The organism is Actinocrinis sp. (assembly GCF_035938995.1).
Lineage (GTDB): Bacteria > Actinomycetota > Actinomycetes > Streptomycetales > Catenulisporaceae > DASZGI01.
Genome location: NZ_DASZGI010000144.1, coordinates 1 through 24,766, shown reverse-complemented (window position 1 = coordinate 24,766; position 24,766 = coordinate 1). Strand labels below are relative to the sequence as shown.

The 24,766-nt window shown below is 69.0% G+C and carries 26 protein-coding genes and 3 tRNA genes; 7 read left to right on the top strand and 22 right to left on the bottom strand.

Features of this window, described 5'->3' with window-relative positions; translation table 11 throughout:
- On the top strand, positions 1-1,569 hold a 1,569-nt coding region (locus VGZ32_RS10005), incomplete at its 5' end, for a Rieske 2Fe-2S domain-containing protein (RefSeq protein WP_326885623.1).
- Positions 1,570-1,656: 87 nt separating this feature from the next.
- Here the strand turns inward: VGZ32_RS10005 and VGZ32_RS10000 are convergent.
- From VGZ32_RS10000 to VGZ32_RS09980, 5 genes are all read right to left on the bottom strand, one after another.
- Positions 1,657-2,082 carry a MaoC family dehydratase gene (locus VGZ32_RS10000; RefSeq protein WP_326885622.1) on the bottom strand — a complete coding sequence of 142 codons (426 nt, stop codon included), beginning with the start codon at positions 2,080-2,082 and terminating at the stop codon, positions 1,657-1,659.
- Positions 2,082-2,579, bottom strand: coding sequence for a MaoC family dehydratase N-terminal domain-containing protein (locus VGZ32_RS09995; protein ID WP_326885621.1), 498 nt, complete (start codon positions 2,577-2,579; stop codon positions 2,082-2,084). Before VGZ32_RS09995 ends, VGZ32_RS10000 begins: the two co-directional genes overlap by 1 nt.
- A gap of 172 nt (positions 2,580-2,751) precedes the next feature.
- Complete coding sequence (gene rpmG, locus VGZ32_RS09990) at positions 2,752-2,916, bottom strand: 50S ribosomal protein L33 (protein WP_326885620.1); 165 nt, start codon at positions 2,914-2,916, stop codon at positions 2,752-2,754.
- Between the two features lie 102 nt (positions 2,917-3,018).
- A tRNA-Met gene (locus VGZ32_RS09985) sits at positions 3,019-3,091 on the bottom strand.
- A 69-nt stretch (positions 3,092-3,160) separates the two neighbouring features.
- Positions 3,161-3,233 (bottom strand) — tRNA-Thr (locus tag VGZ32_RS09980).
- Between the two features lie 307 nt (positions 3,234-3,540).
- On the opposite strand from VGZ32_RS09980, the gene VGZ32_RS09975 reads away from it, so the two are divergent.
- On the top strand, positions 3,541-5,250 hold the full coding sequence (locus tag VGZ32_RS09975; protein WP_326885619.1) for a hypothetical protein: 1,710 nt from the start codon (positions 3,541-3,543) through the stop codon (positions 5,248-5,250).
- A gap of 89 nt (positions 5,251-5,339) precedes the next feature.
- Positions 5,340-5,945, top strand: coding sequence for a malonic semialdehyde reductase (locus VGZ32_RS09970; protein WP_326885618.1), 606 nt, complete (start codon positions 5,340-5,342; stop codon positions 5,943-5,945).
- A 194-nt stretch (positions 5,946-6,139) separates the two neighbouring features.
- Here the strand turns inward: VGZ32_RS09970 and VGZ32_RS09965 are convergent.
- The 14 genes from VGZ32_RS09965 to clpS all read right to left on the bottom strand — a co-directional run bounded on the left by VGZ32_RS09965 (position 6,140) and on the right by clpS (position 18,367).
- Positions 6,140-6,222, bottom strand: a tRNA-Leu gene (locus VGZ32_RS09965).
- A gap of 40 nt (positions 6,223-6,262) precedes the next feature.
- On the bottom strand, positions 6,263-7,144 hold the full coding sequence (locus VGZ32_RS09960) for a carbohydrate ABC transporter permease (protein WP_326885617.1): 882 nt from the start codon (positions 7,142-7,144) through the stop codon (positions 6,263-6,265).
- A 2-nt stretch (positions 7,145-7,146) separates the two neighbouring features.
- Positions 7,147-8,088: a sugar ABC transporter permease gene (locus tag VGZ32_RS09955; protein WP_326885615.1), complete on the bottom strand. Its 942-nt coding sequence runs from the start codon at positions 8,086-8,088 to the stop codon at positions 7,147-7,149.
- A 287-nt stretch (positions 8,089-8,375) separates the two neighbouring features.
- Positions 8,376-9,644 carry an extracellular solute-binding protein gene (locus tag VGZ32_RS09950; RefSeq protein WP_326885614.1) on the bottom strand — a complete coding sequence of 423 codons (1,269 nt, stop codon included), beginning with the start codon at positions 9,642-9,644 and terminating at the stop codon, positions 8,376-8,378.
- Between the two features lie 237 nt (positions 9,645-9,881).
- Entirely contained in the window at positions 9,882-10,514 is a 633-nt protein-coding gene (gene rdgB, locus VGZ32_RS09945; protein ID WP_326885613.1) for an RdgB/HAM1 family non-canonical purine NTP pyrophosphatase, read from the bottom strand.
- Positions 10,511-11,272 carry a ribonuclease PH gene (rph, locus tag VGZ32_RS09940; protein ID WP_326885612.1) on the bottom strand — a complete coding sequence of 254 codons (762 nt, stop codon included), beginning with the start codon at positions 11,270-11,272 and terminating at the stop codon, positions 10,511-10,513. The genes rdgB and rph overlap by 4 nt, the downstream gene beginning before the upstream one ends.
- Positions 11,269-12,075 carry a glutamate racemase gene (gene murI, locus VGZ32_RS09935; RefSeq protein ID WP_326885611.1) on the bottom strand — a complete coding sequence of 269 codons (807 nt, stop codon included), beginning with the start codon at positions 12,073-12,075 and terminating at the stop codon, positions 11,269-11,271. The genes rph and murI overlap by 4 nt, the downstream gene beginning before the upstream one ends.
- Positions 12,076-12,209: 134 nt before the next feature.
- Positions 12,210-13,157 (bottom strand): cysteine synthase, encoded by a 948-nt coding sequence (locus VGZ32_RS09930; protein ID WP_326885610.1) that lies wholly within the window; start codon positions 13,155-13,157, stop codon positions 12,210-12,212.
- Between the two features lie 37 nt (positions 13,158-13,194).
- Positions 13,195-13,473, bottom strand: a complete 279-nt coding sequence (locus tag VGZ32_RS09925) for a MoaD/ThiS family protein (protein ID WP_326885609.1) — start codon at positions 13,471-13,473, stop codon at positions 13,195-13,197.
- 95 nt (positions 13,474-13,568) lie between these two features.
- Positions 13,569-15,101 (bottom strand): hypothetical protein, encoded by a 1,533-nt coding sequence (locus VGZ32_RS09920; RefSeq protein ID WP_326885608.1) that lies wholly within the window; start codon positions 15,099-15,101, stop codon positions 13,569-13,571.
- A 67-nt stretch (positions 15,102-15,168) separates the two neighbouring features.
- Entirely contained in the window at positions 15,169-16,539 is a 1,371-nt protein-coding gene (locus VGZ32_RS09915; protein WP_326885607.1) for a glycosyltransferase family 87 protein, read from the bottom strand.
- Positions 16,540-16,938: 399 nt separating this feature from the next.
- Positions 16,939-17,373 carry a M67 family metallopeptidase gene (locus tag VGZ32_RS09910; protein ID WP_326885606.1) on the bottom strand — a complete coding sequence of 145 codons (435 nt, stop codon included), beginning with the start codon at positions 17,371-17,373 and terminating at the stop codon, positions 16,939-16,941.
- Between the two features lie 17 nt (positions 17,374-17,390).
- Complete coding sequence (locus tag VGZ32_RS09905) at positions 17,391-18,041, bottom strand: DUF2017 domain-containing protein (RefSeq protein ID WP_326885605.1); 651 nt, start codon at positions 18,039-18,041, stop codon at positions 17,391-17,393.
- A 26-nt stretch (positions 18,042-18,067) separates the two neighbouring features.
- On the bottom strand, positions 18,068-18,367 hold the full coding sequence (gene clpS / locus VGZ32_RS09900) for an ATP-dependent Clp protease adapter ClpS (protein ID WP_326885604.1): 300 nt from the start codon (positions 18,365-18,367) through the stop codon (positions 18,068-18,070).
- Between the two features lie 90 nt (positions 18,368-18,457).
- On the opposite strand from clpS, the gene VGZ32_RS09895 reads away from it, so the two are divergent.
- Both VGZ32_RS09895 and VGZ32_RS09890 read left to right on the top strand, forming a co-directional pair.
- Positions 18,458-19,810 carry a nicotinate phosphoribosyltransferase gene (locus VGZ32_RS09895; protein ID WP_326885603.1) on the top strand — a complete coding sequence of 451 codons (1,353 nt, stop codon included), beginning with the start codon at positions 18,458-18,460 and terminating at the stop codon, positions 19,808-19,810.
- A 76-nt stretch (positions 19,811-19,886) separates the two neighbouring features.
- Entirely contained in the window at positions 19,887-20,465 is a 579-nt protein-coding gene (locus VGZ32_RS09890; RefSeq protein ID WP_326885602.1) for an isochorismatase family protein, read from the top strand.
- A 36-nt stretch (positions 20,466-20,501) separates the two neighbouring features.
- Here VGZ32_RS09890 and VGZ32_RS09885 read toward each other — a convergent pair whose 3' ends face one another.
- From VGZ32_RS09885 to VGZ32_RS09875, 3 genes are all read right to left on the bottom strand, one after another.
- Positions 20,502-21,275: an ABC transporter permease gene (locus VGZ32_RS09885; protein ID WP_349263549.1), complete on the bottom strand. Its 774-nt coding sequence runs from the start codon at positions 21,273-21,275 to the stop codon at positions 20,502-20,504.
- Positions 21,276-21,351: 76 nt separating this feature from the next.
- Complete coding sequence (locus VGZ32_RS09880) at positions 21,352-22,266, bottom strand: ABC transporter permease (protein WP_326885601.1); 915 nt, start codon at positions 22,264-22,266, stop codon at positions 21,352-21,354.
- On the bottom strand, positions 22,263-23,165 hold the full coding sequence (locus VGZ32_RS09875) for an ABC transporter ATP-binding protein (RefSeq protein ID WP_414642525.1): 903 nt from the start codon (positions 23,163-23,165) through the stop codon (positions 22,263-22,265). Before VGZ32_RS09875 ends, VGZ32_RS09880 begins: the two co-directional genes overlap by 4 nt.
- 187 nt (positions 23,166-23,352) lie before the next feature.
- Here VGZ32_RS09875 and VGZ32_RS09870 point away from each other — a divergent pair, with 187 nt between their 5' ends.
- Both VGZ32_RS09870 and VGZ32_RS09865 read left to right on the top strand, forming a co-directional pair.
- Entirely contained in the window at positions 23,353-24,267 is a 915-nt protein-coding gene (locus VGZ32_RS09870) for a hypothetical protein (RefSeq protein WP_326885599.1), read from the top strand.
- 251 nt (positions 24,268-24,518) lie between these two features.
- Positions 24,519-24,766: DUF5819 family protein (locus VGZ32_RS09865; RefSeq protein ID WP_326885598.1), on the top strand; the 248-nt coding region annotated here is incomplete at its 3' end.

Sequence of the window (24,766 nt, the reverse complement as noted above, 5' to 3'; positions counted from 1 at the left end):
CATGCCGGGATGCGGATCGACACGCCCGCCGGAAGCATCCTGTGCGACCCCTGGGTCAACCCCGCCTTCTTCGCGTCGTGGTTCCCCTTCCCGGACAACTCCGGGCTCGACTGGGAAGCGCTGGGCCGGGTCGACTACCTGTATGTCAGCCATCTGCACCGCGACCACTTCGACGCGGCACACCTCAGCCGGTACATCTCCAAGCAGGCCACCGTCCTGCTGCCCGAGTACCCGACCGACGAGCTCGAGAACGAGTTGCGCGAGTTGGGCTTCACCCGCTTCCTGCGGACCGTCAGCGACGAGGTGGTCGAGCTCGACGGCGGCCTGAACGTCATGGTCCAGGCGCTGATCTCGCCCACCGACGGGCCGATCGGCGACTCGTCGCTCTGGGTGGAATACGACGGCGTGCGCCTGCTGAACCAGAACGACGCCCGCCCGAGCGACCTGACCCGCTTCGCCGAGCTCGGCCCGGTGCACGCGCACCTGCTCCAGTTCTCCGGCGCGATCTGGTACCCGATGGTCTACGACCTGCCGCAGAACGCGAAGACGGCGTTCGGCAAGCAGAAGCGGGAGCGGCAGTACGACCGCACCTTCCGGTACATCGACGACCTCAAGGCCGCCCACGTCTTCCCGATCGCCGGGCCGCCGTGCTTCCTGGACGACAGCCTCTGGCAGTTCAACGACATCTTCGGCGACGAGGGCAACATCTTCCCCGACCAGCACGAGTTCGTGGTCGAATACGCCAAGGTCGGCGGCGAGAACGCGCACATCCTGCTGCCCGGCTCAGTCTCTCAACTCACCGCGGGCGGCTGCTCGACCATCCACCCCGTCCCGGACGTGGACGCGTTCTTCGCGGACAAGGAGCGTCATCTGCGCGCGTACCAGGAGCGGCAGCGGCCGGTCATCGAGGCGGCCAAGCTCACCTGGGCGCATCCGGAGATCGACGTGCTGGAGGGCCTGAAGCGGCAGATCGAACCGCTGCTGGAAGAGTCGATCTACATGGCCAAGGGCGTCGGCGGACCCGTGCAGCTCGAGCTGACGGACCCGGACGGCAAGGTGGTCGAGTCGATCGTGGTGGACTTCCCGAACGGCGAGGTGCGCCCGTACGCCGACGAGAAGGTGCGCTACAAGTTCCGCACCGAGAAGCGCCTCATTGAGCACCTGCTGTTCACCGGCGAGGTCGACTGGTCGAACTCGCTGTTCCTGTCCTGTCGGTTCACCGCCACCCGAATCGGTCAGTACAACGAATTCGTCTACTCGTTCTTCAAGTGCCAGTCCGAGGAACGGCTGCAATACGCAGAAGGCTGGTACGACGAGCACGAACGCAGCTCAGACGCTGAAGACATCACCATGGGCGACTGGGTTGTCCAAAGGCGCTGCCCGCACCTTAAGGCGGACCTGACCCGCTTCGGCGTGGTGGAGGACCAGACGCTGACCTGCCAGCTGCACGGCTGGAAGTTCGACCTCGCCAGTGGGAAGTGCCTCACCAGCGTGGGACACCAGCTGCGTTCGCGCCGCGTCGACGAGCCCGCGACGGTCGACGCTGACTCCAACGTCAACGGATCTTGAGCGGACGTCGATCTTGAATGGATCAGGGCCGGGTTATCCCCGGCCCTGATTCGCGTCTTGCCTGCTTTCTCGCAGCGCTGCGGCTCCCTAAGGCAGCCGCACCACTGCAACGGCCTTGCCGAGCACCTTCTGCCCATCACTGATGGCGGTGAGGTCCACGCGCACCTTGTTGTCCCCGAGCAGCGCGCTGACCTTCCCCGAGACCTGAATCACCGCTCCGACGCCGTCGTCCGGGACGATCACCGGCCTGGTGAACCGGACGCCGTACTCGACGACGGCGCTCGGGTCGCCGGTCCAGTCGGTGAGCAGCCGGACCGCCTGGGCCATGGTGAACATACCGTGCGCGATCACGTTCGGCAGCCCGACCTCGCGTGCCACCCGCTCGTTCCAGTGGATCTCGTTGTCGTCGCCCGACGCACCGGCGTAGCGCACCAGATCGGCGCGGCGGACCGGGAAGTCGCGCGGCGGCAACTGAGTGCCGACCGTCAGCTCTTCATACCGGGGCGCAGTCATCAGTCCTCCCCCGCGCCGGCCGCGGCGGCGCCGGACGGTGACTCGGACTCGTCGTCGGGGCCGCGGGCGACGAGCAGCGTGTACGCCGTGCAGACGAGTTCGCCCTCAGGCGTGCGCAACTCGGCAATGAGGTTGATCATATCGTTGCCCGACATGCTCCTGATCGAGTCGACCCGGACCACCGCGCTGATCCGGTCCCCGGGGCGCATCGGGCGCTCGTACACGAAGCGCTGGTCGCCGTGCACGACCCGGGCCCAGTCGAGGCCGAGCGCTGGATCGGCGACGACTTGCTGGGCGGCAGGCAGCGAGATGATGATCGGGAAAGTGGGCGGGGCGATCACGTCCGGATGCCCGAGCGCCTTGGCCGCCTCCGGGTCCAGATAAGCCGGATGCAGGTCGCCCACAGCCTTGGCGAACTCGCGGATCTTCTCCCGGCCGACCTCGTACTCCGCAGTCGGGGGATACGTGCGGCCCACGTACGACGGGTCCAACGGCATTGCCCGGCCCCTCTCCACTCCCTTACCGCGGCGCCACTCCCAGCGGACCGCAGGTACCTATGCGCAGCGCATGTCCACGAGTCCCAAGCACGCACTCGGCGCACGAGAAACCGCCCACGCGGCGCGCTGCGTGGACGGCTCCTGGAAGGCGAAGGCTCGCGCCGGCGGAAGACTACCGGGTCTCGCGGTGCGCGGTGTGCTTGTTGCACCGCGGGCAGTGCTTCTTCAGCTCGAGACGGTCCGGGTTGTTGCGCCGGTTCTTCTTGGTGATGTAGTTCCGCTCCTTGCACTCCACGCAGGCCAGCGTGATCTTCGGGCGGACGTCGGTAGCGGCCACGGGAGCGACTCCTACTTACGGGCAGACGGATTTGACTGATAAGCGAACTGCTCTAGGCTACCTGATCCACCAGGGTGCCCTAGCCGTCCGCGCTGCTACGGGTAGCGGTGACCGGACTTGAACCGGTGACACAGCGATTATGAGCCGCTTGCTCTGCCAACTGAGCTACACCGCCATGATCGACGAAAGCCCGCCGGGCGACGCTCGTCGTAAGTCAAACGTCAGGGCGGGCCGCCGATCACAGAGCCCCAATACGGAATCGAACCGTAGACCTTCTCCTTACCATGGAGACGCTCTGCCGACTGAGCTATTGGGGCAAGCGAGGAAAACCATACACGTCCGGCACGCCAAGATGAAATCGGGTTTCCCCCGGCGGAGTGGCCTGAGTCGGCAACGTGCGGGAACGCGGGGCCCATGACAGGCCCCGGAGAAACCCGCCCCGATCGGAGGCCCCCGACGGGGCTCCCGGCGCCGCACGCGGCTGGTCGTGCGGGTCCTTAGAGCTGACCAGGGCGACGGCGAAAGACCGCACGGCGGGGAACGTCTTTCTCCCCACCGCGCGATCTAACAGCCGCCTTCGGGTCCCGGTCAGCTCTCAGGACGATCATGCGCCACCATATCCGGGTGACGATCGCGGCGGAGAGCCAGCAGGGGCCGGGGCAGGAGCGAGAGGCGGGGGATGGGTCTGAGATACCCGAGTGGCTCGGCCAGCTCTCAGAGGCCGAGCAGCGGCTCTGGGGGGCGTTCCCGTACGGCGACACGGTCAACTACTCCTCGGGCGACTCCGCCCTCGACGATCCCGCACGGGCGGCCGAATGGGGCCCGGACCGCACCATCCAGGCGAAGGTAATCTGCGCCCTGCTGCTCGGCGCCCGAGCACCAATACCCGGGCGGACCGCGGGGGTCCGGGTCGTCGGAGCCCGCGTCGTCGGGCAGATGGAACTACGACACGGCCGGATCGACGTCCCGCTCACCCTGAGGCACAGCTGGATCGAAGACACGGTGCGCATCGATGAGTCGGTAGCTATGTCCATAGACCTCACCGGCTCGCATACCGGCCGCATCATCGCTGACGGTGCGCGGATCCGGGGTTCCCTCAAGCTGGACGGCGCGACGGTCACCGGCGATTCCGCGCTGGCGCTGCGCTTGGACGAGATCACCGTGGACACCGATCTGTCCGCGCGGGACCTGCGGTGCTTCGGTCCGATCCGGCTGATCGGCGCGAACATCGGCGCGATTCTCCGGATGAACGGCTGCGAGCTCTCCCAGCCCGGCGGCGAGGCACTCACCATGGGCGGCGCACGCGTCGGCCGGTCGATCATCATGTCAGACGCGACGATCCACGGTCAGGTCCGCATGCCGGGGGCGTCGTGCGGCAGCCAGCTGTACCTAAGCCGCACGCGAATCACCGACACACCGAGCTTCGCGTTCGTCGGCGAAGCCTTCGAGGCGGTCGGCGACGGCCTGTTCGACCAGGGCTTCTCCGCCGACGGAGCGGTCATCCTGGTCGGCGCCCGGTTCGGCGGGATCGTGACGTTCCGCGGCTCGAACGTGCGCTCGAACGACGACGAGCCGGCGCTGCACTGCGGTGGCATGCAGATCTCGCGCGGGCTGTACCTGAACCGCGGATTCCGGTCCGAGGGAGAGGTGCGCCTTATCGGCGTGACGATCGGCGGTCACCTCGACCTACTCGGCATGGCTAGGGACACCGGGCCGCTCTCGCTCTACCACGCCACGATCGCGACGATCCGCGACGAGGGCTCCCATGCATGGCCGCGCGAGGTACTGCTCGACGGCCTCACGTACAACGCGATCGACCCCTACCGCCCCGCTAAGGAGCGCATAGACCTCCTCAGGCGGCAGGTGGGCGGGTATCGCGCCCAGCCATTCGAGTTCATGGCCGCCTACTACCGCGCGCTCGGGCACGACGAAGAGGCCCGGCTGATCCTCATGGAGAAGGAGCGGGCCCGCCGGGCCACCGGCACCCCGTGGGAGCGCTTCGTCAGCGTGATCTTCGGCACACTCGTCGGATACGGCTACCGGCCGGCGCGGGCCATCGGCTTCAGCCTGATGATCCAGGTCGCCGCGAGCTTCTTCTTCGCCGTCTGGCGCCCGGAGCAGATCCGCCCGGACGACCACGTCGTCTACTACCCGGCGCTCTACGCCGCGGATTTGTTCGTTCCGATCGTCCACTTCGGGCAGGCGGACGCGTTCCAGTCGCACGGCTTCGCGACCGTCGTGGCGATGGGCCTCCCCTACCTGGGCTGGATCCTCGGCATCGCGATCGTCGCCGGGGCCTCGCGCGCCCTCGCCCGGGGCGCCATCTCCGGCTGACGGCCCGCCCTCCACCTCGGGAATAGTTCAAGTTTCAACTTAGTTGAGAGGGTCGAACAACGCGCCGCCCAACAAGGAGTTGAAACACTATGCAGGCCACGACCGACGTCCTCGAGCTCGACAAGACCGCGCAGGACCTGCTGTTCCGTGAGGCTCGGACAGCGAACGCCTTCTCCGCGGAGCCGGTGTCGGACGACCAGGTCGCCGCGATCTACGACCTCGTGAAGTATGCCCCGACGTCGATGAACGTCCAGCCGCTCCGCATCGTCCTCGTGCGCACCCCAGAGGCCCGCGAGCGCCTGGTGCGGCACATGTCCGAGGGCAACAAGGCCAAGACCAGTACGGCCCCGCTCAGCGTCATCCTGGCCTACGACCCGGAGTTCCACGAGCACCTGCCGACCCAGTTCCCGCACTTCGCCGGGGCTCAGGCCGCGTTCAAGGACCAGCCGCGCCGGTTCGAGACGGCGAAGTTCAACGCGCTGCTCCAGGTCGGCTACTTCATCCTCGGCGTGCGCGCGGCCGGGCTGGCCGCCGGGCCGATGACCGGCTTCGACGCCGAGGGCGTGGACAAGGAGTTCTTCGCCGGCTCCGACCTCAAGAGCCTGGTCGTGGTCAACGTCGGCCGCCCGGGCGAGAACGCCTGGTTCCCGCGCAACCCGCGACTGGAGTTCGACCAGGTCGTCCAGACCGTGTGAGCCACTGACCGAAGCTCGTCACCGAATATCCACAGGCGCGGCCCCCAGCCCCGCGCGCCAGCGGCCCCGCAGGCCCCTCGATCCGCCTGCGGGGCCGCTGCCATCTGCGCCAACGTCCGCCTGGCGGCAAGCCAGGATCGTTATTGCGTCGTGCCGAGCCGGTTTTCGTGCGCAGGCGGTCGTTTAGAAGCGGGTGCGCGAGGCGGGACTCGAACCCGCACGTCCTCTCGGACACCAGCTCCTAAGGCTGGCGTGGCTGCCGTTACACCACTCGCGCGCACCGTCATCGTACCGGGCTGCTAACTGGCGGCCATTCGCTATTTGACCGAGCCCGCGGTCAGGCCCGAGACGACCTTCCGCTCGATCAGGGCGAACAGGACGATGACCGGGATGGTCGCGATCACGGAGCCGGCGAACAGGTGCTGCCAGTCGACCGAGTAGGCGCCGATGAAGTTGTTCAGACCAACGGTGAGCGGTTCGTTGGCAGGGCTCGAGGTCAGGGTGAGGGCGACGATGAACTCGTTCCAGGCCGCGATGAAGGTGAAGATCAGGGCGGTCACGATGCCGGGCAGCGCCAGCGGGAGGATGACCCGGAACATCGCGCCGAGCCGGGTACAGCCGTCCACCAGCGCGGCCTCTTCGAGCTCCTTGGGGATCGCGCCGAAGTAGGCGTTGAGGATCCAGATCGCGAAGGCCATGTTGAAGCCCGCGTTGATCAGGATCAGCGGGCCGACGTTGTCGATCAGATTGAGCGCGTTGTACTGGCCGTAGATGCCGACCACCAGCGCGGTGGGCTGGAACATCTGCGTGATCAGCACGACCAGCAGGAACGCGGTGCGGCCGCGGAACCGGCGGCGCGCCGTGTGGTACGCAGCCGGGATCGCCACGAGGAGCACGAGCGCGGTCGCTCCCCCGGCGACCTCGAGCGAGACGCGCAGATTCGTCCCGATACCGGTCGACCAGAGCGAGGTGAAGTTCGACCAGGCGAGGTGGTGCGGAAAGTAGTCGGCGTCGAGGAGCTCGTTCGGCGGGCGCAGCGCGGTGAGCGTCATCTCCAGGTACGGCAGGATGAAGATGACCGCGACGATGTACGCGGCGGCGGCGATCAACATGGTGCGCAGCCGCGGCAGGCCGCGGCGCGGGGCCTGCTGGACGGGGCGGGCCGCGGCCTTCGGGGCGACGGCGGTGGTCGCTGCCATGGTCAGGCCACCTCCTTCTTCCAGTTGCTCGCCCGGAGGAACACCGCGACGATCACGATGATCACGGCGAAGTTGACGACCGAGAGCGCGGCCGACTCACCGATGAAGTTCTGCTTGAGATTGAACATGTAGACCGTCGAGGTGTTGGTCTCGTAGCCGGGGCCGCCTCGGGTCATCTCCCAGATGATCGGGAAGGAGTTGAACACGTTCATCACGTTGATCAGGGCCGCGACGGTCAGCGCGGGGCGCAGCAGCGGCAGCGTGATGTGCCAATACGTGTGCAGCGCGGAGGCGCCGTCGATCTTCGCCGCCTCGTACACCTCGCCCGGGATCGTCTGGAGCCCGGCGAGCAGGGTGTAGGAGGTGAACGGGATCGACACGAACACGGCGACCACGATCATCCAGGCGAACGCGGCGTCGGGGCGGCCGAGCCAGTCGGCCTGGGTGGTGCCGAGCTTGGAGACGATGCCGAGCTGGCGCAGCAGGACGTTGATCACGCCGGTGTTCGGGTCGAGCATCCAGCGGAAGATGATGGCGGTCATCATGACCGACGCGGCCCAGGGCGCGATGAGGGCCCACCGAGCGACGCGGCGGCCCGGGAAGCGCTGGTTGAACAGCTGAGCCACGGCCAGCGAGATGAGCACCGTCAGACCGACGACCGCGAGGACCCAGACGACGGTGCGCTCCATGACGGGGCCGAAGTTCGGGTCCTGGAAGAGCTTGGTGTAGTTCTTGCCGCCGGCCGAGCCGAGCAGGAAGCCGTCCGGGCTGTAGTGCTGGAACGAGATCTTGAACATCTCGTAGACCGGCCAGGCCACCGCGAAGGCGATCAGCGCGGTCGCCGGTCCGACCCAGCCGATGGTGGTGGCGGCGGAGGCGGCGGCGCGGCCGAGTCGTCGCGCGGGCGACGGCGCGGGCAGCGACCGCGAGGGATTCTCGAGCATGTCAACTCCCGAAGTGACCGCGCCGGACGCGCGGCGGGTCAAAGGATCACGATCGAGCCGGGCGGACGCATCGAGCACCGCGCCACACACGACGTCCGGCGACCGCTACCGCCGGTCGAACTGCCGAACGCGGCATCCGAACAACCGGCCCCGTCTGGGATCCGGCGGCCGCGCACGCCCGGGCGTCGGCCGACCGGGCGTGCGCGGGTTGCTCTGACCGGGCGCGCGGCACTTGACCGCGTGCCTCGCGCCCGGTGCGGAGTCATCTGGACCTCGTCCGCTGGTGCTTACTGACCAGAGGTCGCGGTCTGCTGGATCTGGTCGAGCACGGTCTTCGGGTCGCCGGTGATCGCGGTGCCGATCTGCTTCTGGATCGCGGTCAGCACGGTGGACCAGTTGGCCTGCGCGCTCGGGTACAGCGTCGCGGTCGGCAGGTTCTTCAGGAAGCCGGCGAACAGCGGGTTCTGCGCCATGGTGTTGGACGCCGAGGTGGTGGCGGGCAGCAGGTCGTACTCGTTGTCGAACGCGAGCTGGTTCGTGTCGTTGTAGGCGAAGTCGAGGAACGCCTTGACCGCGTCCTGGTGGCTGTTCGTGTTGAGCGCGACCACGTAGTCCGCGACGCCGACGGTCGAGGTCAGCGGGCCGGTCTTACCCGGGACCGCGACGACGCCGTAGTCGGAGTCGGCGAGCACGCCGGCCTTCTGGATGATCGGGATGAGCGCCGGCGAGCCGTTGATCATGCCGATATTGCCCTGGGCGAACTGCTGCCACAGGTCGGTGCGGTTCTTGGTGGCCGGGTCGGGCTCGGTGGCGCCGGCCTTCACCAGACCCTGCAGGTACTGGTAGGTCGCCACGTTCTGCGCCGAGTTGATCGCGTACTGGCCGGAGGCGTCGGTGAGACCGCCGCCGTTGCCGAGGAACCACAGCAGCGACTCGGCCTGGGCCTCCTCGGAGCCGAGCGGAAGTCCGAAGCCCGTCTTGCCGGTCTTCTGCGCGATCTGCAGCGCGTCGGCCTTGAGCTGGTCCCAGGTGGTCGGCGCGGCGGTGATCCCGGCCTGCGTGAAGAGCTTCTTGTTGTAGAAGAACGCGCGGGACGAGGTGGTCCACGGGATGCCGTACTCGGTGCCGCTGACCTGGCCGGCCTTCGCGAAGATCGGGCTGATGTTGGAGAGCGTGGCCGAGTCCAGCACGTCCGACGCCTTATACGCGATGCCGTCCTGCACGTACTGGGCGAAGGTGAGGCCCTCGAGGATGTCCGGGTACTGCTTGTTCTGGACCATCGTCTGGACCTTGGAGGACAGGTCGTTCCAGTCGATGGTCTGCACGTCGACGGTGATGTTCGGGTTCTGCTTCGAGAAGTCGCTGGCGACGTTCTGCCAGTAGGTCTGCGAGGTGTTGGAGGCCCCGGTACCGTAGTCCGCGGCCACGATCTTGATGGTGGTCTTGCCGCCGGAGCCGCTGCCGCTCGACGACGCCGGAGAAGAGGAACCGCAAGCCGCGATGGTCACCGAAGCACTTAGCCCGATCACCGCTGCCGCAGCGAGACGTCGCTTCATTGGGACTGCCTTTCACCGAGGGGATGCCCGAGTTGCCGGAGTGAGCGTCACCGTAGGCCAGGCGGTCCGGTCTGGTCTATACCAGATGGCGTCGCGGTCTAGACCAGTTATGAAACTGTGACCATCTGAGCGTGAACACGGGGAAACGTCCGCTAAACGGACGCTTTAAGACGACCGCCCGTCATCCCGGCGGGCGGAGTGACGGGCGGTCGTGAGGCAACGGCTCGGGATGTGGCTTCAGAGCAGTTCGGCGAGGTCCTTGGCGAGCGCCTGGAACGCGCGGGTGCGATGCGAGATGGCGTTCTTCTGCTCGGGCGGCATCTCGGCGGTGGTCCGGTCGTAGCCGTCCGGGAGGAAGATCGGGTCGTAGCCGAAGCCGTTCTCGCCCCGGCGCTCGCGCAGGAGGGTGCCGTGGATGCGGCCCTCGCGCACCACCTGCGCCGGCGAGCCTGACTGCCCTAGCCCTGGGACTTCCGGGATGACGAGAGCGGCGGCGCAGGCGAAGTGGGCCTGGCGGTGCTCGTCGGCGACGTCGGAGATCTGGGCGAGCAGGAGGTCCAGGTTCGCTGCGTCATCCCCGTGCTTGCCCGACCAGCGCGCCGAGAAGATCCCCGGCATTCCGCCGAGCACGTCGACACAGAGACCTGAGTCGTCCGCGATCGCGGGCAGGCCGGTTCGGTGCGCCACGTCGGACGCCTTGAGCAAGGCGTTGTCGGCGAAGGTCAGACCCGTTTCCGGGACTTCCGGCAGATCGGGAAAACGGTCGAGCCCGACTAGCCGCACCTCTACGCCGGTCTGGGCCAGGATCTCGCGCAACTCGACGATCTTGTGGGGGTTGCGGGTGGCGAGCACGACCTCGGGAGCCGTCACTGGCCGAGGGCCTTGCGCTGAAGGGCCGTCAGGTCCGCGCAGCCGGCGGTGGCCAGCGTGAGCAGCACATCGAGCTCGGTGCGGTCGAAGGGGGCGCCCTCGGCGGTCCCCTGGACCTCGACGAAGCGGCTGTCGCCGGTGCAGACCACGTTCATGTCCGTCTCGGCCCGCACGTCCTCTTCGTAGCAGAGGTCGAGCATCGGCACGCCGCCGACGATCCCGACCGAGACTGCCGCCACCGAGCCGGTCAGCGGTTCCTTTCCGGCGCGCAGAGCACCGTGCTCGCGCAGCCAGGTCACCGCGTCAGCGAGCGCGACGTAGGCTCCGGTGATCGCCGCGGTGCGGGTGCCGCCGTCTGCCTGAAGGACGTCACAGTCCAGCACGATCGTGTTCTCGCCGAGCGCCTTGTAGTCCACGACGGCGCGGATCGCCCGGCCGACCAGCCGCGAGATCTCGTGGGTGCGCCCGCCGATCCGGCCCTTCACCGACTCGCGGTCCGACCGCTCGTGGGTCGCGCGCGGCAGCATCGAGTACTCGGCGGTCACCCAGCCGAGCCCGGATCCCTTGCGCCACCGTGGAACGCCCTCCGTCACGGACGCGGCGCACAGCACCCGGGTGCGGCCGAACTCGACCAGCACCGAGCCCTCCGCGTGGTCGAGCCAGTTGCGGGTGATGGTGACGGCGCGCAGTTGGTCCGGAAGACGTCCATCGGCACGGGTGCCGGCCCCCGACGACGCGGCGGATGTTCCCTGAGTCATGGGTCGAGCGTAGTCGCCGCCGAGACGTGGCTCAGCTCAGGTCCCAAGAAGCGCCTGCCGATCTCCTTGAACTGCTCGGGATCCCCTGTCGTGCGGAACTCGTGCACCGGAGCGGGCAGCGTCTCGTCGCGCATGAGGCCCAGCCCGGCGAGGCGACGGTAGACGTCCTTCGCGATCTCCTCGGCGCTGGAGATGAGCGCGACGTCCTCGCCCATCACGTACGAGATCACGCCGGTGAGCTGCGGATAGTGGGTACAGCCGAGCACGAGGGTGTCGACGCCTGCCTCGGCGACCGGGTCGAGGTACTCGTGCGCGACCTTGATCAGCTCCTCGCCCGCGGTGACGCCTTCCTCGACGAACTCCACGAAGCGCGGGCAGGCCTGGATCGTCAGCCGGATGTGCGGCGCGGCGGCGAACGCGTCCTCGTACGACATCGACGTCTTCGTCGCCTGGGTGCAGATCACCCCGACGCGGCCGTTGCGGGTGGCGGCGACCGCGTGCCGGGCGGCCGGATTGATCACCTCGACCACGGGCACGGAATACCGCTCGCGGGCGTCGCGCAGCACCGCGGAACTCGCCGAGTTGCACGCGATCACCAGCATCTTGACGCCGTGGTCGACCAGCAGGTCGAGACATTCGAGCGAATACCGGCGGATCTGCGCGATCGCTCGGGGACCGTACGGCTGCCGGGCCGTGTCGCCGAGGTAGAGGATCGGCTCGTGCGGGAGCTGGTCGAGGACGGCCCGGGCGACGTTCAGGCCGCCGAAGCCGCTGTCGAAGATTCCGATTGGTGCGTCAGCCACCCGCAAACCATAGGACAAGCGGGACGGTAAGGGGGAAATGGGGGGTGGGAGCGGGAGACAGGAGGCAGGGGTCGCGGACAGGCGAGTGCGCAGGTGGCACGGATGCGGGGCAGAGGCCTGAGCTCAGGAGCCTGTTAGGCCCAGAGCTGACCCTCGAGGCGGTCCTCGGCCTCGTCCAACGTGCCCTCATATGCGCCGGTGGACAGGTACTTCCATCCGCCGTCGGCGACGATGAACGCGATGTCGGCGCGTTCGCCCGCGTCGTGCGCCTTCTTCGCGAGGCCGAGTGCCGCGTGGAGGGCGCAGCCGGTCGAGATCCCGGCGAAGATGCCCTCGACCGCGAGCAGTTCGCGGGTTCTGCGCAGCGCGTCCGCCGAGCCCACGGAGTAGCGGGTGGTGAGGACGTCGTCGTCGTAGAGCTCTGGGACGAAGCCCTCTTCGAGGTTCCGCAGGCCGTAGATCAGGTCGTCGTAGCGCGGTTCGGCGGCCACGATCTGGATGCCGGGGACCTTTTCGCGCAGGAAGCGGCCTACACCCATGAGCGTGCCGGTGGTGCCGAGTCCGGCCACGAAGTGCGTGATGGTCGGCAGGTCCTCGAGGATCTCCGGGCCCGTACCCGCGTAGTGCGATCCCGCGTTGGCCGGGTTGCCGTACTGGTAGAGCATGACCCAGTCGGGATGCTCCTTTGCCAGTCCCTTCGCGACCCGGACGGCCTCGTTGGACCCGCCGGCCGCCGGGGACGGGATGATCTCGGCGCCCCACATCCGCAGCAGCTGGCGCCGCTCCTCCGAGGTGTTCTCCGGCATCACGCAGATGAGCTTGTAGCCCCTGAGCTTGGCCGCCATCGCCAGCGAGATCCCGGTGTTGCCGCTGGTCGGCTCGAGGATCGTGGCACCCGGCGTGAGCCGTCCCTCGGCTTCCGCCGCCTCGATCATGGCGAGGGCCGGGCGGTCCTTGATCGAGCCGGTCGGGTTGCGGTCCTCCAGCTTCGCCCAGATGCGGACTTCCGGGGAGGGCGACAGGCGCGGCAGGCCGACGAGCGGGGTGTGGCCGAGCGAGTCGAGCAGGGAGTCGTAGCGCATGGTCGCGATTCCGTCCGGTTCCGGATCCGGCGTGGCTTTAGCGCGCGCCGCCGGCCACGGCGGGCAGCACGGTGACCGCGTCGCCGTCCGACAGCGGCGTGGCCAGACCTCCGGTGAAACGCACGTCCTCGTCGTTCAAGTACACGTTCACGAAGCGGCGCAGCTCACCGTTCTCGATCAGGCGCGCGCCGATGCCCGGGTGCCGGGTCTCGAGGTCGGCGATCAGCTCGTCGAGGGTCTTGCCCTCGGCCTCGACGCGCTTCGCTCCGTCGGTGTAGCTGCGCAGGATGGTCGGGATGGAGACCTGGACGGACATAGCTGACTGCTCCTAGGGGTGGACTCGGACGCACGGCGGCCGGGGGCACACCGAAAAGGAACGCGGCCACCATCGTATCGATTCCGGCCTGTCGGCTACGTGGTCGCCCATGGAGCGGGACCGCCGCCCGAGGAGTGCATAAGCGCCAGGAACACCGTCGCCAGCGTCAGCCATCTGGTCATCGGGTTGCGCGGCAGCAGCGCCAGGATGACCCAGGCCAGCGCCGCGTACCAGGGCAGCGACCAGGGTGCGGCGACGATCCACGCGAACGCGAGCGCGAACGGCACGGTGACGACGGCGGGCTGGTCCGGCGAGAACCTGCGGTAGATGAAGACCGCCAGCACGACCATGAAGATCGGCCAGGCGATCGAGGTGGCCACCCCGCCGATCGACTTGCCCAGCGACTCGTGCCCGAAGACGGTGAAGACCCCTTGCGTGACCAGCTGGAACGCGCGCCACGGGGACGGCGTCGCGACCAGTCCGGACGCCGAGAGCAACTGGTTGAACGCATGCAGCCCGTACGTGGAGTAGAAGGCCACGACGGCGCCGATCCCGCCGACGGCGAGGCGCACGATGTTCCACCAGTCCCGGCGCATCACCAGTGCCCAGGCCAGGCCCACGCCCACCAGCCCGGCGTTGACCTTGAAGGCGCACGCGACGCCGACCGCCGCTCCGGCCGCCAGATATCGCCAGCCGCGATTGCCACCCCGGGCGATCTGCACCCCGACGACGCACGCGGCGGCGACGTAGGTGTCCAGGTGGCCGCCGGCGACCAGCTGCTGGATCAGCACCGGGTTCGCGACCCACATGAGCGAGGCGCGGACCGGGTCGGTCGAGGTCTTGAGCAGGAAGTAGCCGACGGCGAGGAAGACTGCGCCGTTGAAGATCATCAGGTAGTGGACGGTGACCCCGGGACGCCCGATGCCGCCCAGCCCGGCGGCGAACTCCTGGATCCACGTCGCCAGCGGCCCGTACACGGAAGGGGTCGATGTCCACATCGGACCGACGGCCTTCGTGTACTCGTTCCCCTGCCCGAGGATGATCGGCCCGTTGGTGTACGGATCGAAGCCGTGGTGCGCCAACCAGCCGTAAGCCGCGTAGCTCGCCGCGTCGGAGGAGCCGACCGGCGTGATGTTGACCATGATGGCGACGATCACGCAGGCGGCGAGGAACAGGTGGCGCGGGTTCGGCCGCCAGCCGCGGCTGTTGGCCCACAGCAGCCCGGCCAGGCCCAGGCACTGCGCCACGATCGCCAGGTAGGTCAGCGGGAACGAGAAGTACCAGGGCAGCGAGAACAGGTGGCCGGACAGCGGCAGGACCACCGGCTTGAGCTTGGTCGGGTCGCCGGAGTAGTTGGGCGGAAGGGTGTTGAAGTTGGGCGAGAGGATGCCCACGATCATGATCAGGACGATGCCCGCGAGCGAGACGCCGACCGCTACCTTTGGCGTGGCCAGGGTGGATCCGGCCAGCCGGTAGACGAACTCGATGACCTCGCTGATCCAGCGCCGCGGCCCGGACCAACGCCTGGAGCCGCCCCCGCGGCCGAGAGACGCGTCGAGCGACGGCGGACTCGCTCCCGGCGCGGTGGCGGTGCCGCCGACCGCGTGCCGGGTTGACGATTCGCTCATCGCTCCCTCTCAGTGGCCCCCGTAGCCCTGGGCCAAGTCCGCCCAGATCCGCGCGTGATGATAGTGCCTAGGCCTCTTGGACGCTCCCGGATTGTGGGCGCGGCGCCCCAGCCGGAGCCAGGACGGGGTGGTCGTCCCCGGGTGCCTCGGGGGCGGGCGCCGTTTCCTCGGACTCGACGGTGGTGGCGGTCCACAGCTTGCGCAAGGCGATCAGCGTGGCCGCCAGCAGCACCAGGTTACGCGCCGCGACCAGCGCCGTGCCCCAGAAGCCGTGGTACATGACCTGCGCGAACAGCAGCGGGAACTCGATCTGGCTGACCAGCGTGCAGCCCATGACCATGCGCGCCGGGACCCCCATGAGCGTGCCCCGGCGGCCGGGGCCGTCCTCGGCGAGGCACAGCGCGGCCAGGCCCATCAGCCAGATGAGGTACTGCGGGCTGAGCACCCGGCTGGTCACCACCATGATGAGCAGGGTGGTGAAGCCGATGTCGTACATGAGGCCGGGGGTCCAGCGCTCCGGCCGGAAGCGACGCACCCTCCACCAGAGCACGACCGCGAAGCCGACCAGCGTCAGGAAGATCGCGGCCGAGCCGACCAGGCCGGTGCCGTGCCCGGCGAGCTGGAAGTTGCCGTCCTTGTGCACGGTGTGCACCGGATAGCCGAACCAGGAGGCGATCATGAACGGCGAGGCGAGCACCGCCTCGATCTCGATGCCGCGGTCGCCTTGGTGGCCGAGGAACGACATCGCGCCCGGCAGCGCCGCGGCCAGCAGCCCGGAGACGACGACCGCGCAGGCCACGGCGGAGGCGAGGGCGCGGCGCCCACGCGGCTTGGGCGGCAGCCCGAGCAGCAGCACGGCCGGCCAGACCTTGACGATCGCGCCGAGGCCGAGCAGTGCGCCGCGCAGCTCCCACGTGCGGCGTTCGGCCCGCTCGGCGGACCGCTTCCCGTTCGTCCGCACCACCGCGAGCAGGCCGGCGACCGCGACCGCCGTGACGATGACGTCGTAGCGCATGAACATGATCGGGCCGAGCGCGACGCCGCCGATGACCCAGGCCCACACCCCGGCCTGGTGCGGGAGTCGCCGGGACTCGGCGGCGATCCGCTCGGCCTGCCCGATCAGTAGCAGGAACACCACCGCGTCCGCGGCCAGGGCGAAGAAGAAGAACGAGTTGACGTAGCCGATCCCGGTCTTGGCCAGGAGCTTGGGGATCAGCATGACGAAGGCGGCGCCCGGCGGGTACTGCCACTGGGAGTCGCCCGAGGGGAACGAGCCGGCCGTCAGGGTCGAAGCCCAACCCTTGTAGATCACCACGTCGCCGAGCACGGACCCGCGCGAGAAGTAGGGAAGCGCCTGCAGCGACCACAGCAGAAGCAGCAGCCGGGTACCGGCCCACCAGCAGGTCGCGCGCCGATACCGCCTTGTGAAGACTGGCACCGAGGCGAGTCGCCGCATAGCGCTCAACCCCTCCGAGAAGTCGGCCGGTTCCCCCGGTGACGATGGTACGGGGCCGCACGGTCGCGGCGCCGTCCGGGGAACGGCGAGTGCCCGGACCGTTGCCGAACCGTCACGGTGGGGGTGCTTGAAAAGTATCGTCGGATAAGCCCGCGGCGTCTGACGCGTGCGATCGCAAGGCGGCGGAGCTCCCTCATATCGGGAATATGTGGGCGCTTCGCCAACGCAGCGAGCGTGCCGCTCGCGGGTGGGGCCGGGGTGGCGGCGAAAGCTCGTGCCGCGGGGCGCCTTTCCCCGCGGCACGAGCTACAGCCGCCCCACAACCCCGGTTCCACCCGCGAGCCGAACACACAGCAGGCGTCGCGGGCCCGACGAGACTTTTCAAGCACCCCCCAGGTCCGATCCGGTGACGGTGACCTCTTCCTCGGTGACCTCGCCGCCGACGATGCGGAACGAGCGGAACTGGAACTCGCCGAGGCCGTCGGTGTCCCGGGTGGAGACCAGCACGTAGTGGGCGCCCGGTTCGGAGGCCAGGTTGACGTCGGTGCGCGACGGATACGCCTCGGTGGCGGTGTGCGAGTGGTAGATGACCACCGGCTCCTCATCGCGGTCGTCCATCTCGCGCCACACCTTGAACTGCTCCATGGAGTCGAAGGCGTAGAAGGTGGGCGAGCGCTCGGCGTTGGCCATGGGCACGAGGCGGGTCGGCCGATCGGAGCCCTCGGGGCCGGCCACCACGCCGCACGCCTCGTCGGGATGGTCGGCGCGGGCGTGGGCGACGATGGCGTCGTAGATCGCCTGATCGATGGTCAACACCCGTCCAGCGTAGGGCTTTACGGGGAAAGTGCCTCGACCAGGGTCTCCTGGAGGTACCCGAGGTAGTAGTAGACCGGGACGTACGCCGAGCGCGGATCGTCGGGGCCGAACTCCTGGCCGGGCTCCTGGTCGTCGTCGGTGATCTCGAGCCGGGTGCCGAGCACGAGGCGCATGTCGTTGAGCGCGCCGAGCCAGGCGAGCGCCTCCTTCTCGGACAGGCTCAGCCGCCCGCCGCCGTGGATGCGCGCCAGCGACGCGACCGCGACGGAGGCCCGGCGGCGGCGCTCGGCGCCGAGGTCGGCCTGGGTGTAGCGGCGGAATTCAGCCGCGGCCTCCGGGTCGTCGGGGTAGGCGTCGGGGAACAGCCGCGCCAGCGCCGGGTCCTGCGGCTGCGAGACCGGCGTGGTCGAGCCGAGGTCGCCCAGGCCGAGATCGTCGCCGAGGTCTTCGAGCCCGAGTTCGGCGGCGAGCGGGTCGGTGTTCCGGGAGGGCGCGTCGGCGGCGGCGGGGGCGGACAGGCTGTCCTCGTCGAGCAGCGCGAGCAGGTCGCGCAGCAGGTCCGCGAGCAGCCCGGCCTCGGGCGCGCGGAAGTCGACGAGCACCGTGTGCTCAGGGCCGCGGGTGAACGCCGCGATCACGGATGGCTTGTCCTTTCGGAAAAAAGGCATCGGCGCGCCTCAATCGGTCGGGACGGTCATGCCCGCTGGAGGGTGGCCCACAGGCCGTAGGAGTGCATGGCGGACACGTCGCGCTCCATCTCCTCGCGGCCGCCCTTCGCGACGACGGCCTTGCCGCGGTGGTGTACGTCGAGCATGAGCTTGTGGGCCTTCGGCTTCGGATAACCGAAGTACGTCTCGAAGACATACGTGACGTAGCTCATGAGGTTGATCGGGTCGTTCCACACGATGGTGGTCCACGACCGTTCGGCGTCCTCGACGGGTTCGGTCACACCTTCGACGTCCGGCCGTTCGACTTCAACCGGTGCACTGGTCACCGTCCCATCTTTGCATCATCCGAGCGGCGTCTCACACCCGTGGCGATGGGCGGCGCGACAGAGTCGGCGCCGAGGGGTAGGCTTAGCGTCATGGTGACGATAAGTGGGGCGGCGGACGCCCCTTCCTCGGCCCTGCTGACGGACCATTACGAGCTGACGATGCTCCAGGCGGCGCTGCGCAGCGGCGCGGCCCATCGCCGCTCGGTCTTCGAGGTGTTCGCGCGCAGGCTGCCGGACGGCCGCCGGTACGGGGTCGTGGCGGGGACGGCTCGGGTGCTGGAGGCGATCGCCGCCTTCCGGTTCGACGACGCGCAGCTCGCCTTTCTCGACCGGACCGGCGTGGTCGACCGGCCGACGCTGGATTGGCTGGCCGGCTACCGCTTTCGCGGTACCGTGCGCGGCTATGCCGAGGGTGAGTGCTACTTCCCTCAGTCGCCGATCCTGACGGTGGAGGGGACCTTCGCTGAGGCGGTGCTGCTCGAGACGGTCGTGCTGTCGGTGCTGAACCACGATTCGGCGATCGCGGCGGCGGCGTCGCGGATGGTGTCGGCGGCAGCCGGGCGTCCATGCATCGAGATGGGATCGCGGCGCACGCACGAGCAGGCGGCGGTGGCAAGCGCGCGGGCGGCGTATCTGACCGGATTCGCCTCGACCTCGAACCTCGAGGCGGGCTTCCGGTACGGAATCCCGACGCAGGGCACTGCGGCGCACGCCTTCACCCTGGTTCACGACACGGAGCGGCAGGCGTTCCAGACTCAGGTCGCGACGCTCGGCAAGGGCACGACGCTTCTGGTGGACACGTACGACGTCGCCGAGGCGGTGCGGGCCGCGGTGGACGTGGCCGGGCCGGATCTCGGCGCGGTGCGGCTCGACTCGGGCGACCTGCTGTGGATGGCGCACCGGGTACGGCGGCAGCTCGACGAACTGGGCGCGCACGCCACGAAGATCGTGGTGACCAGCGATCTGGACGAGTACGCCATCGCGGCGCTGGCGGTCGCTCCGGTGGATGCCTATGGAGTGGGCACACAGTTGGTTACCGGGAGCGGGGCGCCAACAGCGTCCATGGTCTACAAGCTGGTGGCGCGGGCCGAATCGGAGGCGCCGCACGCGCCGCTGGTGCCTGTGGCGAAGAAGGCGCCGGACAAGCCGAGCCTGGGCGGCGTGAAGTACGCGTACCGGCGGAAAGACGCGGACGGTGTGGCGTCGGACGAGGTGGTCGGAATCGGCGTCGCGCCCGCGGACTTCGCCGACCGTGGCAGGAATCTGATCAGGACGTTCGTCGTGGACGGCGAACCGGTCGAGTCGCCGACGCTGGACGAGGGCCGGGCGCTGCACCGGGCGGCGCTGGCCGAGCTGCCGCTGTCGGTGACCCAGCTCTCCCGCGGCGAGCCGGTGATCCCGACCGTGTATGAAAGAGGCGCCGCTGAAGAGGGCTCCGCATGAGGACATCGAAGGCAGCGCCGATAGAGACAGCCGCCAATAAAGACAGCACGGTCCGCGAAGGTCGGGAGGCAGCGGGATGAGCAGGGCACTGATCGTGGTGGACGTGCAGAACGACTTCTGCGAAGGCGGCTCGCTGCCTGTTGCAGGCGGGACGGCAGCGGCGCAGCAGATCGCGCAGTACGTGGCATCCGGGTCGGGTGGGGCCGAGTTCACCGTCGCCACCCGCGACTACCACGTCGATCCGGGCAGCCATTTCGCTACGGGCCCCGAGGGTCCGGACTATGTGAGTACGTGGCCGGTCCACTGCGTCGTTGGGACATCGGGCGCGGATTTCCACAAGGCGGTCGCCGGGCTCCCCTTTGACGCGGAGTTCCGCAAGGGCGAGCACGCGGCGGCATACTCCGGGTTCCAGGGCGCGACCCCGGACGGCGCGGGTCTGGCGGAATGGCTGCGCGGGCACGGCGTGACAGAGGTCGATGTCGTGGGCATCGCGACGGACTACTGCGTGCGGGCGACCGCGCTCGACGCGGTCCGCGAAGGCTTCGCGGCGCGCGTCCTGCTGGACAAGACAGCGGCGGTGGCCCCGGACAGTCTCGCGAAGGCCCTCGCGGACTTCGCGGACGCCGGGGTCGCCACTGTTGCCTATAACTCTTAGGCGCTAAGCGCGCTGTCTTTTGAACGTGCCGTCTGGCTAGCCGCCGATGGATTGGTAGAAGCGCAGCGCGCGGTACCAGATCGCCTTCGCGCCGAGGAAGAGCAGTAGGCCGACTGCCGGGGAGGCGGCGGTCAGCCAGACGGGCACGCCGGTCGTGGCCGTGTGCCCGGTGACGACGGCCGCTGGGAGGAACGCGACGAAGGCGACCGGGAAGATGAAGGTCAGGCCGCCGCGCACGGCTCCCGGCAGGACGTTGAGCGGGTAGTTGCCGAAGGTCGAGATGGTCTGGTCCATCCAGCTGGTCCAGGTCATCAGCCCGGTGAAGCGCAGCGACGCGATCGACAGCAGGGTCTGGAGCGCGGCTTCGACCAGCGCCCCGCCGATGACCCCGGCGACCACGTAGAACGCTTTGGCCGGGGTCCAGCCGATGTCGAGCCGCAGCAGGGCGACGGCGAAGATCCCGGCGCCGGCCAGCATGTCGCCGAACGCGTTCACCCGGAACTGGGTGAGCAGGACCTGGCGGTATACCGGCATGGGGCGCAGCAGGAAACCGTCCATCCGCCCCTCCTGGACGAAGACGCTCAGGCTGGCGATGTTGGCGAACAAGACCACGTACACGCTGTGCGAGATCAGCCGCATCGAGGCGACCAACAGCACATCGCCCTGCTTCCAGCCGCCGAGGCCGGGGAACCGCAGCAGCAGCACCCCGGCGAAGAGGATCATCGAGCCCTGCCAGACAACGCCGAAAACGGCGCCGAGGATGAACTCGCCGCGGTAGGCGGCCTGCGCCTTGAGATTGAGACGGTTGATACGCAGGTAGAGGGCCCAGGGCCGCCAGAGGCGCGCGGCGGGGGACGGGGCCGGGGCCAGGGATTCGCCGCTCAGGTCAGCCTCCCAGGACGGTGACGCGCGCGGCAGCGCGGCGCCAGATCAGCGTGGCGAGCACGGCGAGGACGGCGATCCACGCGGCCTGGATCGCGAGTTCGCGGCCGAGCACGGAGACCGGGGTCCGGCCGACGTAGAGGGACAGGGGGATGTTCAGCGTGCCCTGGAACGGCAGCCAGCCGTCGAACGCGACGAACCAGGCCGGCATGAACCACAGCGGCACCAGCGCCCCGGCCAGCACGTTCTGCACGATCTCGTACATGAGGACCAGCTGGTTGTTCACCACGGTCCAGAAGCAGGCCAGGTCGATCAGCTGCTGGAGGTAGTAGAGGATCACCAGGCCAAGGCCGACGGTGGCCAGGGCGGCCAGGCCGGCGGCGGCCGAGGCGGGCGGGGCGATGACTCCGGCAGTGAGACAGATCCCGTATGCCAGCGCCGCCCAGCAGGCGCCGTACGCGAGTTCGCCGGTGGCCCTGATGCAGTAGTAGCGGCGCGGCGTGACCGGGCGCAGGAACCAGTACGCGATCGTGCCCTCGAGCATGTGCTGGGTCATCGTGTCCCGGGAGCCCCACCGGTTTACCGTGCGGAACGACATGTAGAAAACGCCGAGCATGGCGTAGGTGGTCGCCTGGCGCACGTTGAGTCCGGCGCTCGTCGAGGTCGAGCGATAGAGGGCCTGCCAGAGCCAGTACGTCAGCGCGCCGCGTGCGGTGAGCATGAACAGTGCGGAGGCGAGCCGGCCCGCCTGGTAGAACTCGGTCAGCGGGGTGACCCGGGCAGCCAGCCAGGCGCGGCGGGGTTGTCGCGGTCCGCGGGGCGGAGAACCGGGGCGCGGGCTTCGCCGACGGCGGGTGCGGCGTCCGAAGGCATGCGGCGCGGCAAGTGTCGCAGCGGTCGTACTCTGCCCGTCGATCATGCGGCGCTCGTCACCGTGTTCCGGTCGGCCTGTGTCTCATTCAGCTGCGCGGATCCGGTGCCGGGCTCTGGTGATTCCGGACTGGTGCGTCCGGCGCCGAAAGCCCGCCGCATCACGTCTTCGAGATCTGCTTCTTCGTCGAGGGCGTCGGCGTGCGTGCGGCGCAGAGTGTCCAGGTCGCCGTCGTAGGCGATCCGGCCGTGGTTGATCAACACGACCCGCTCGGCGAGCCGCTCCACCTCGGTCATGTCGTGGGTGGTGAGCACGACGGTGCGGCCGCGCTGCTCGACCTGGTCCCGCAGGAACTCCCGGACCTGCTCCTTGACCACCACGTCCATGCCGATCGTGGGCTCGTCCAGGTAAAGCACCGCGGGGTCGTGGATCAGCGCGGCGGCCAGGTCACAGCGCACCCGCTGGCCGAGGGAGAGCTGCCGGGCGCGGGTGTCCCAGAACTCGGACAGCTCGAGGATCCGGTCGAACGTGGCGATCCGCTCCCGCAGCGCCTGCGGGCCGACGCCGTGGATGTCCGCGAGGACGGAGAGCGAGTCGCGTGCCGGCAGGTCCCACCACAGCTGCGAGCGCTGGCCGAAGACCGCGCCGACCTTGCGGGCGTTGGCGATCCGCTCCCTGTATGGAACCAGGCCGTTGACCTCGACCCGTCCGCTCGTCGGGGTGAGGATCCCGGTCAGCATCTTGATCGTGGTCGACTTGCCCGCGCCGTTCGGCCCGAGGAAGGCGACCAGTTCGCCCGGCTCCACGCGGAAGCCGACCGCGTCCACCGCGGTCTTCGCCACCCGTTCGGGTCGTAGGACCGACCGGACGGCCGAAAGCCGGCCGCGGGCGCGCGCGGTGGTGTGGAACACCTTCGTAAGCGCCTCCGCCACGATGGTGCCGTCAATATTCATGGACCCTCCCTATTAGACGTTCCCAGCTTGTCCGCTCCCGGCCGCGGCCCGCAACCGATTTCCCGCTCCCGACAGCGCGGCGCGTGCAACGTGCGTTCGTGCGCGGATGAAATGTTGAATTAACGCCTATTCGGGCAGATATCCATTGTCGGGTCAGGGGTCCGGCGCTAGCGTGAGGCCCATGTCCCCCGCGTCAACATCGGTGCTGCTCGGCGCTCTCCTCGAGGACTTTTCGCAGGTGACCCGCCCTAACTCGAAGATTTCCGGTCGTCGTCCGCACACTCCGTCGCCGGCAGTCGCCTGCCGCGCGGTCAAGGCGGACACCTATCGCGACCTGGACCGCGCCCCGGTGTCGGCGAAGCCTGACACGGTGCCGGATCCGGCCACCCCGGTGCTCATCCACGGCGCCGCGCCCGCCGCCCTCGCCGCCTGGAAGTCCGCGATGGCCGCGGACAAGGCGTCCGACGAACAGTTGGACGACGACCGGCTGCGGCGTGCACGTATATACGGGATCGATATAGTCCGCGGGCTCGGCCGGCGCGGCGCGGAGGCTGCGCACTCGAGCCTCGGCATGCTGGCCGAACTGCCGCGCGCGGTGCCGGTGAGCGTCGGCCTCACCCTGGGCGACGGCTGGCGCGACACCATGGCCCTGATCCGGGCGCGCGGGCGCGGCGTCCGGTTCCACGTGAACTCGGACTCGCCGGGGCAGCGGAGGATGGCCGACGCGATCCGCGCCGCAGTGGCCGAAGGGTGCGCGTTCTCCTGGTCCTGCGGGCACTGGCAGCCGGTGACCGAGCCGCCGCAGGACACCGATCCGGTCGCCGAGGCCGGCTCGCTGCCCGGAATTCTCAACATCCTGCTGGCGACCGCGCAGGCGGTGCGGGGCGCCGATTCCGGTGCCGTGGCCGCGGAACTCGGCCGCACCGACACGGTCGACGTGGTGGACGCGGTGCAGGAGTTGAGCCCGCTGATCGCGCGGCGTGTCAGGCGTCTGCTGCGCGGCTTCGCCGTCTACCGTATCGCGCCGGCCGTCGACGCGCTCACCGACCTCGGCCTGCTTCCCAAGATCGTCACGCCGATGGCGCTTACGCCTTGATGCTGATCGTCCGCGTCAACTTCTCGTGCAGCCCCTGCCGGTAGGGCTGCCCCACAACACTCCGCCGAGTGCGAAGACATCGATCACCGGCAGGATCGCGAAGAACCAGCACAGCAGCGCGCGAGCGAACGGATCGGCGTAGTATCCCGCCCCCGGCCCCGTCATCATCGCCGCCCCAGTACTTCCTTGTGGCTGCTTGAATCGCCCGTTGCCCGGGAGATTAGCGGATCGGGCAGGTACGCTCGCGAACGATGAGCGCATCGGGATCGGGGCCGGCGGCGCCGCCGACTCGCTGGTGGTCGCGCGCACTGGTGGCCGGCACGGCGGTCGCGGTGGGCGCGGTCGTCGCCGTGCACTTGGCCGCCACGTTCTTCTACAACGCCCCGGCCAACCCGGTCTCCCAGCGCTACGCGAAGCAGATCGACACCTGGATCGACCCGCTGTTCCAGCAGAACTGGCGGCTGTTCGCGCCGAATCCGATCTCCGAGAACATCGCCGT

Excerpts from the sequence above, each read along its gene's own strand:
- VGZ32_RS09995 (WP_326885621.1), bottom strand. The coding sequence starts at position 2,579 with ATGCCGTTGGACCCGTCGTACGTGGGCCGCACGTATCCCCCGACTGCG.
- VGZ32_RS10000 (WP_326885622.1), bottom strand. The coding sequence starts at position 2,082 with ATGACTGCGCCCCGGTATGAAGAGCTGACGGTCGGCACTCAGTTGCCG.
- VGZ32_RS09920 (WP_326885608.1), bottom strand. The coding sequence starts at position 15,101 with ATGAGCGAATCGTCAACCCGGCACGCGGTCGGCGGCACCGCCACCGCG.
- VGZ32_RS09890 (WP_326885602.1), top strand. The coding sequence starts at position 19,887 with ATGAGCAGGGCACTGATCGTGGTGGACGTGCAGAACGACTTCTGCGAA.
- VGZ32_RS09950 (WP_326885614.1), bottom strand. The coding sequence starts at position 9,644 with ATGAAGCGACGTCTCGCTGCGGCAGCGGTGATCGGGCTAAGTGCTTCG.
- VGZ32_RS09930 (WP_326885610.1), bottom strand. The coding sequence starts at position 13,157 with ATGCGCTACGACTCCCTGCTCGACTCGCTCGGCCACACCCCGCTCGTC.
- VGZ32_RS09960 (WP_326885617.1), bottom strand. The coding sequence starts at position 7,144 with ATGGCAGCGACCACCGCCGTCGCCCCGAAGGCCGCGGCCCGCCCCGTC.
- VGZ32_RS09880 (WP_326885601.1), bottom strand. The coding sequence starts at position 22,266 with ATGATCGACGGGCAGAGTACGACCGCTGCGACACTTGCCGCGCCGCAT.
- rph (WP_326885612.1), bottom strand. The coding sequence starts at position 11,272 with ATGACTCAGGGAACATCCGCCGCGTCGTCGGGGGCCGGCACCCGTGCC.
- VGZ32_RS09905 (WP_326885605.1), bottom strand. The coding sequence starts at position 18,041 with ATGCCTTTTTTCCGAAAGGACAAGCCATCCGTGATCGCGGCGTTCACC.
- VGZ32_RS09925 (WP_326885609.1), bottom strand. The coding sequence starts at position 13,473 with ATGTCCGTCCAGGTCTCCATCCCGACCATCCTGCGCAGCTACACCGAC.
- VGZ32_RS09870 (WP_326885599.1), top strand. The coding sequence starts at position 23,353 with ATGTCCCCCGCGTCAACATCGGTGCTGCTCGGCGCTCTCCTCGAGGAC.
- VGZ32_RS09895 (WP_326885603.1), top strand. The coding sequence starts at position 18,458 with ATGGTGACGATAAGTGGGGCGGCGGACGCCCCTTCCTCGGCCCTGCTG.
- VGZ32_RS09970 (WP_326885618.1), top strand. The coding sequence starts at position 5,340 with ATGCAGGCCACGACCGACGTCCTCGAGCTCGACAAGACCGCGCAGGAC.
- VGZ32_RS09955 (WP_326885615.1), bottom strand. The coding sequence starts at position 8,088 with ATGCTCGAGAATCCCTCGCGGTCGCTGCCCGCGCCGTCGCCCGCGCGA.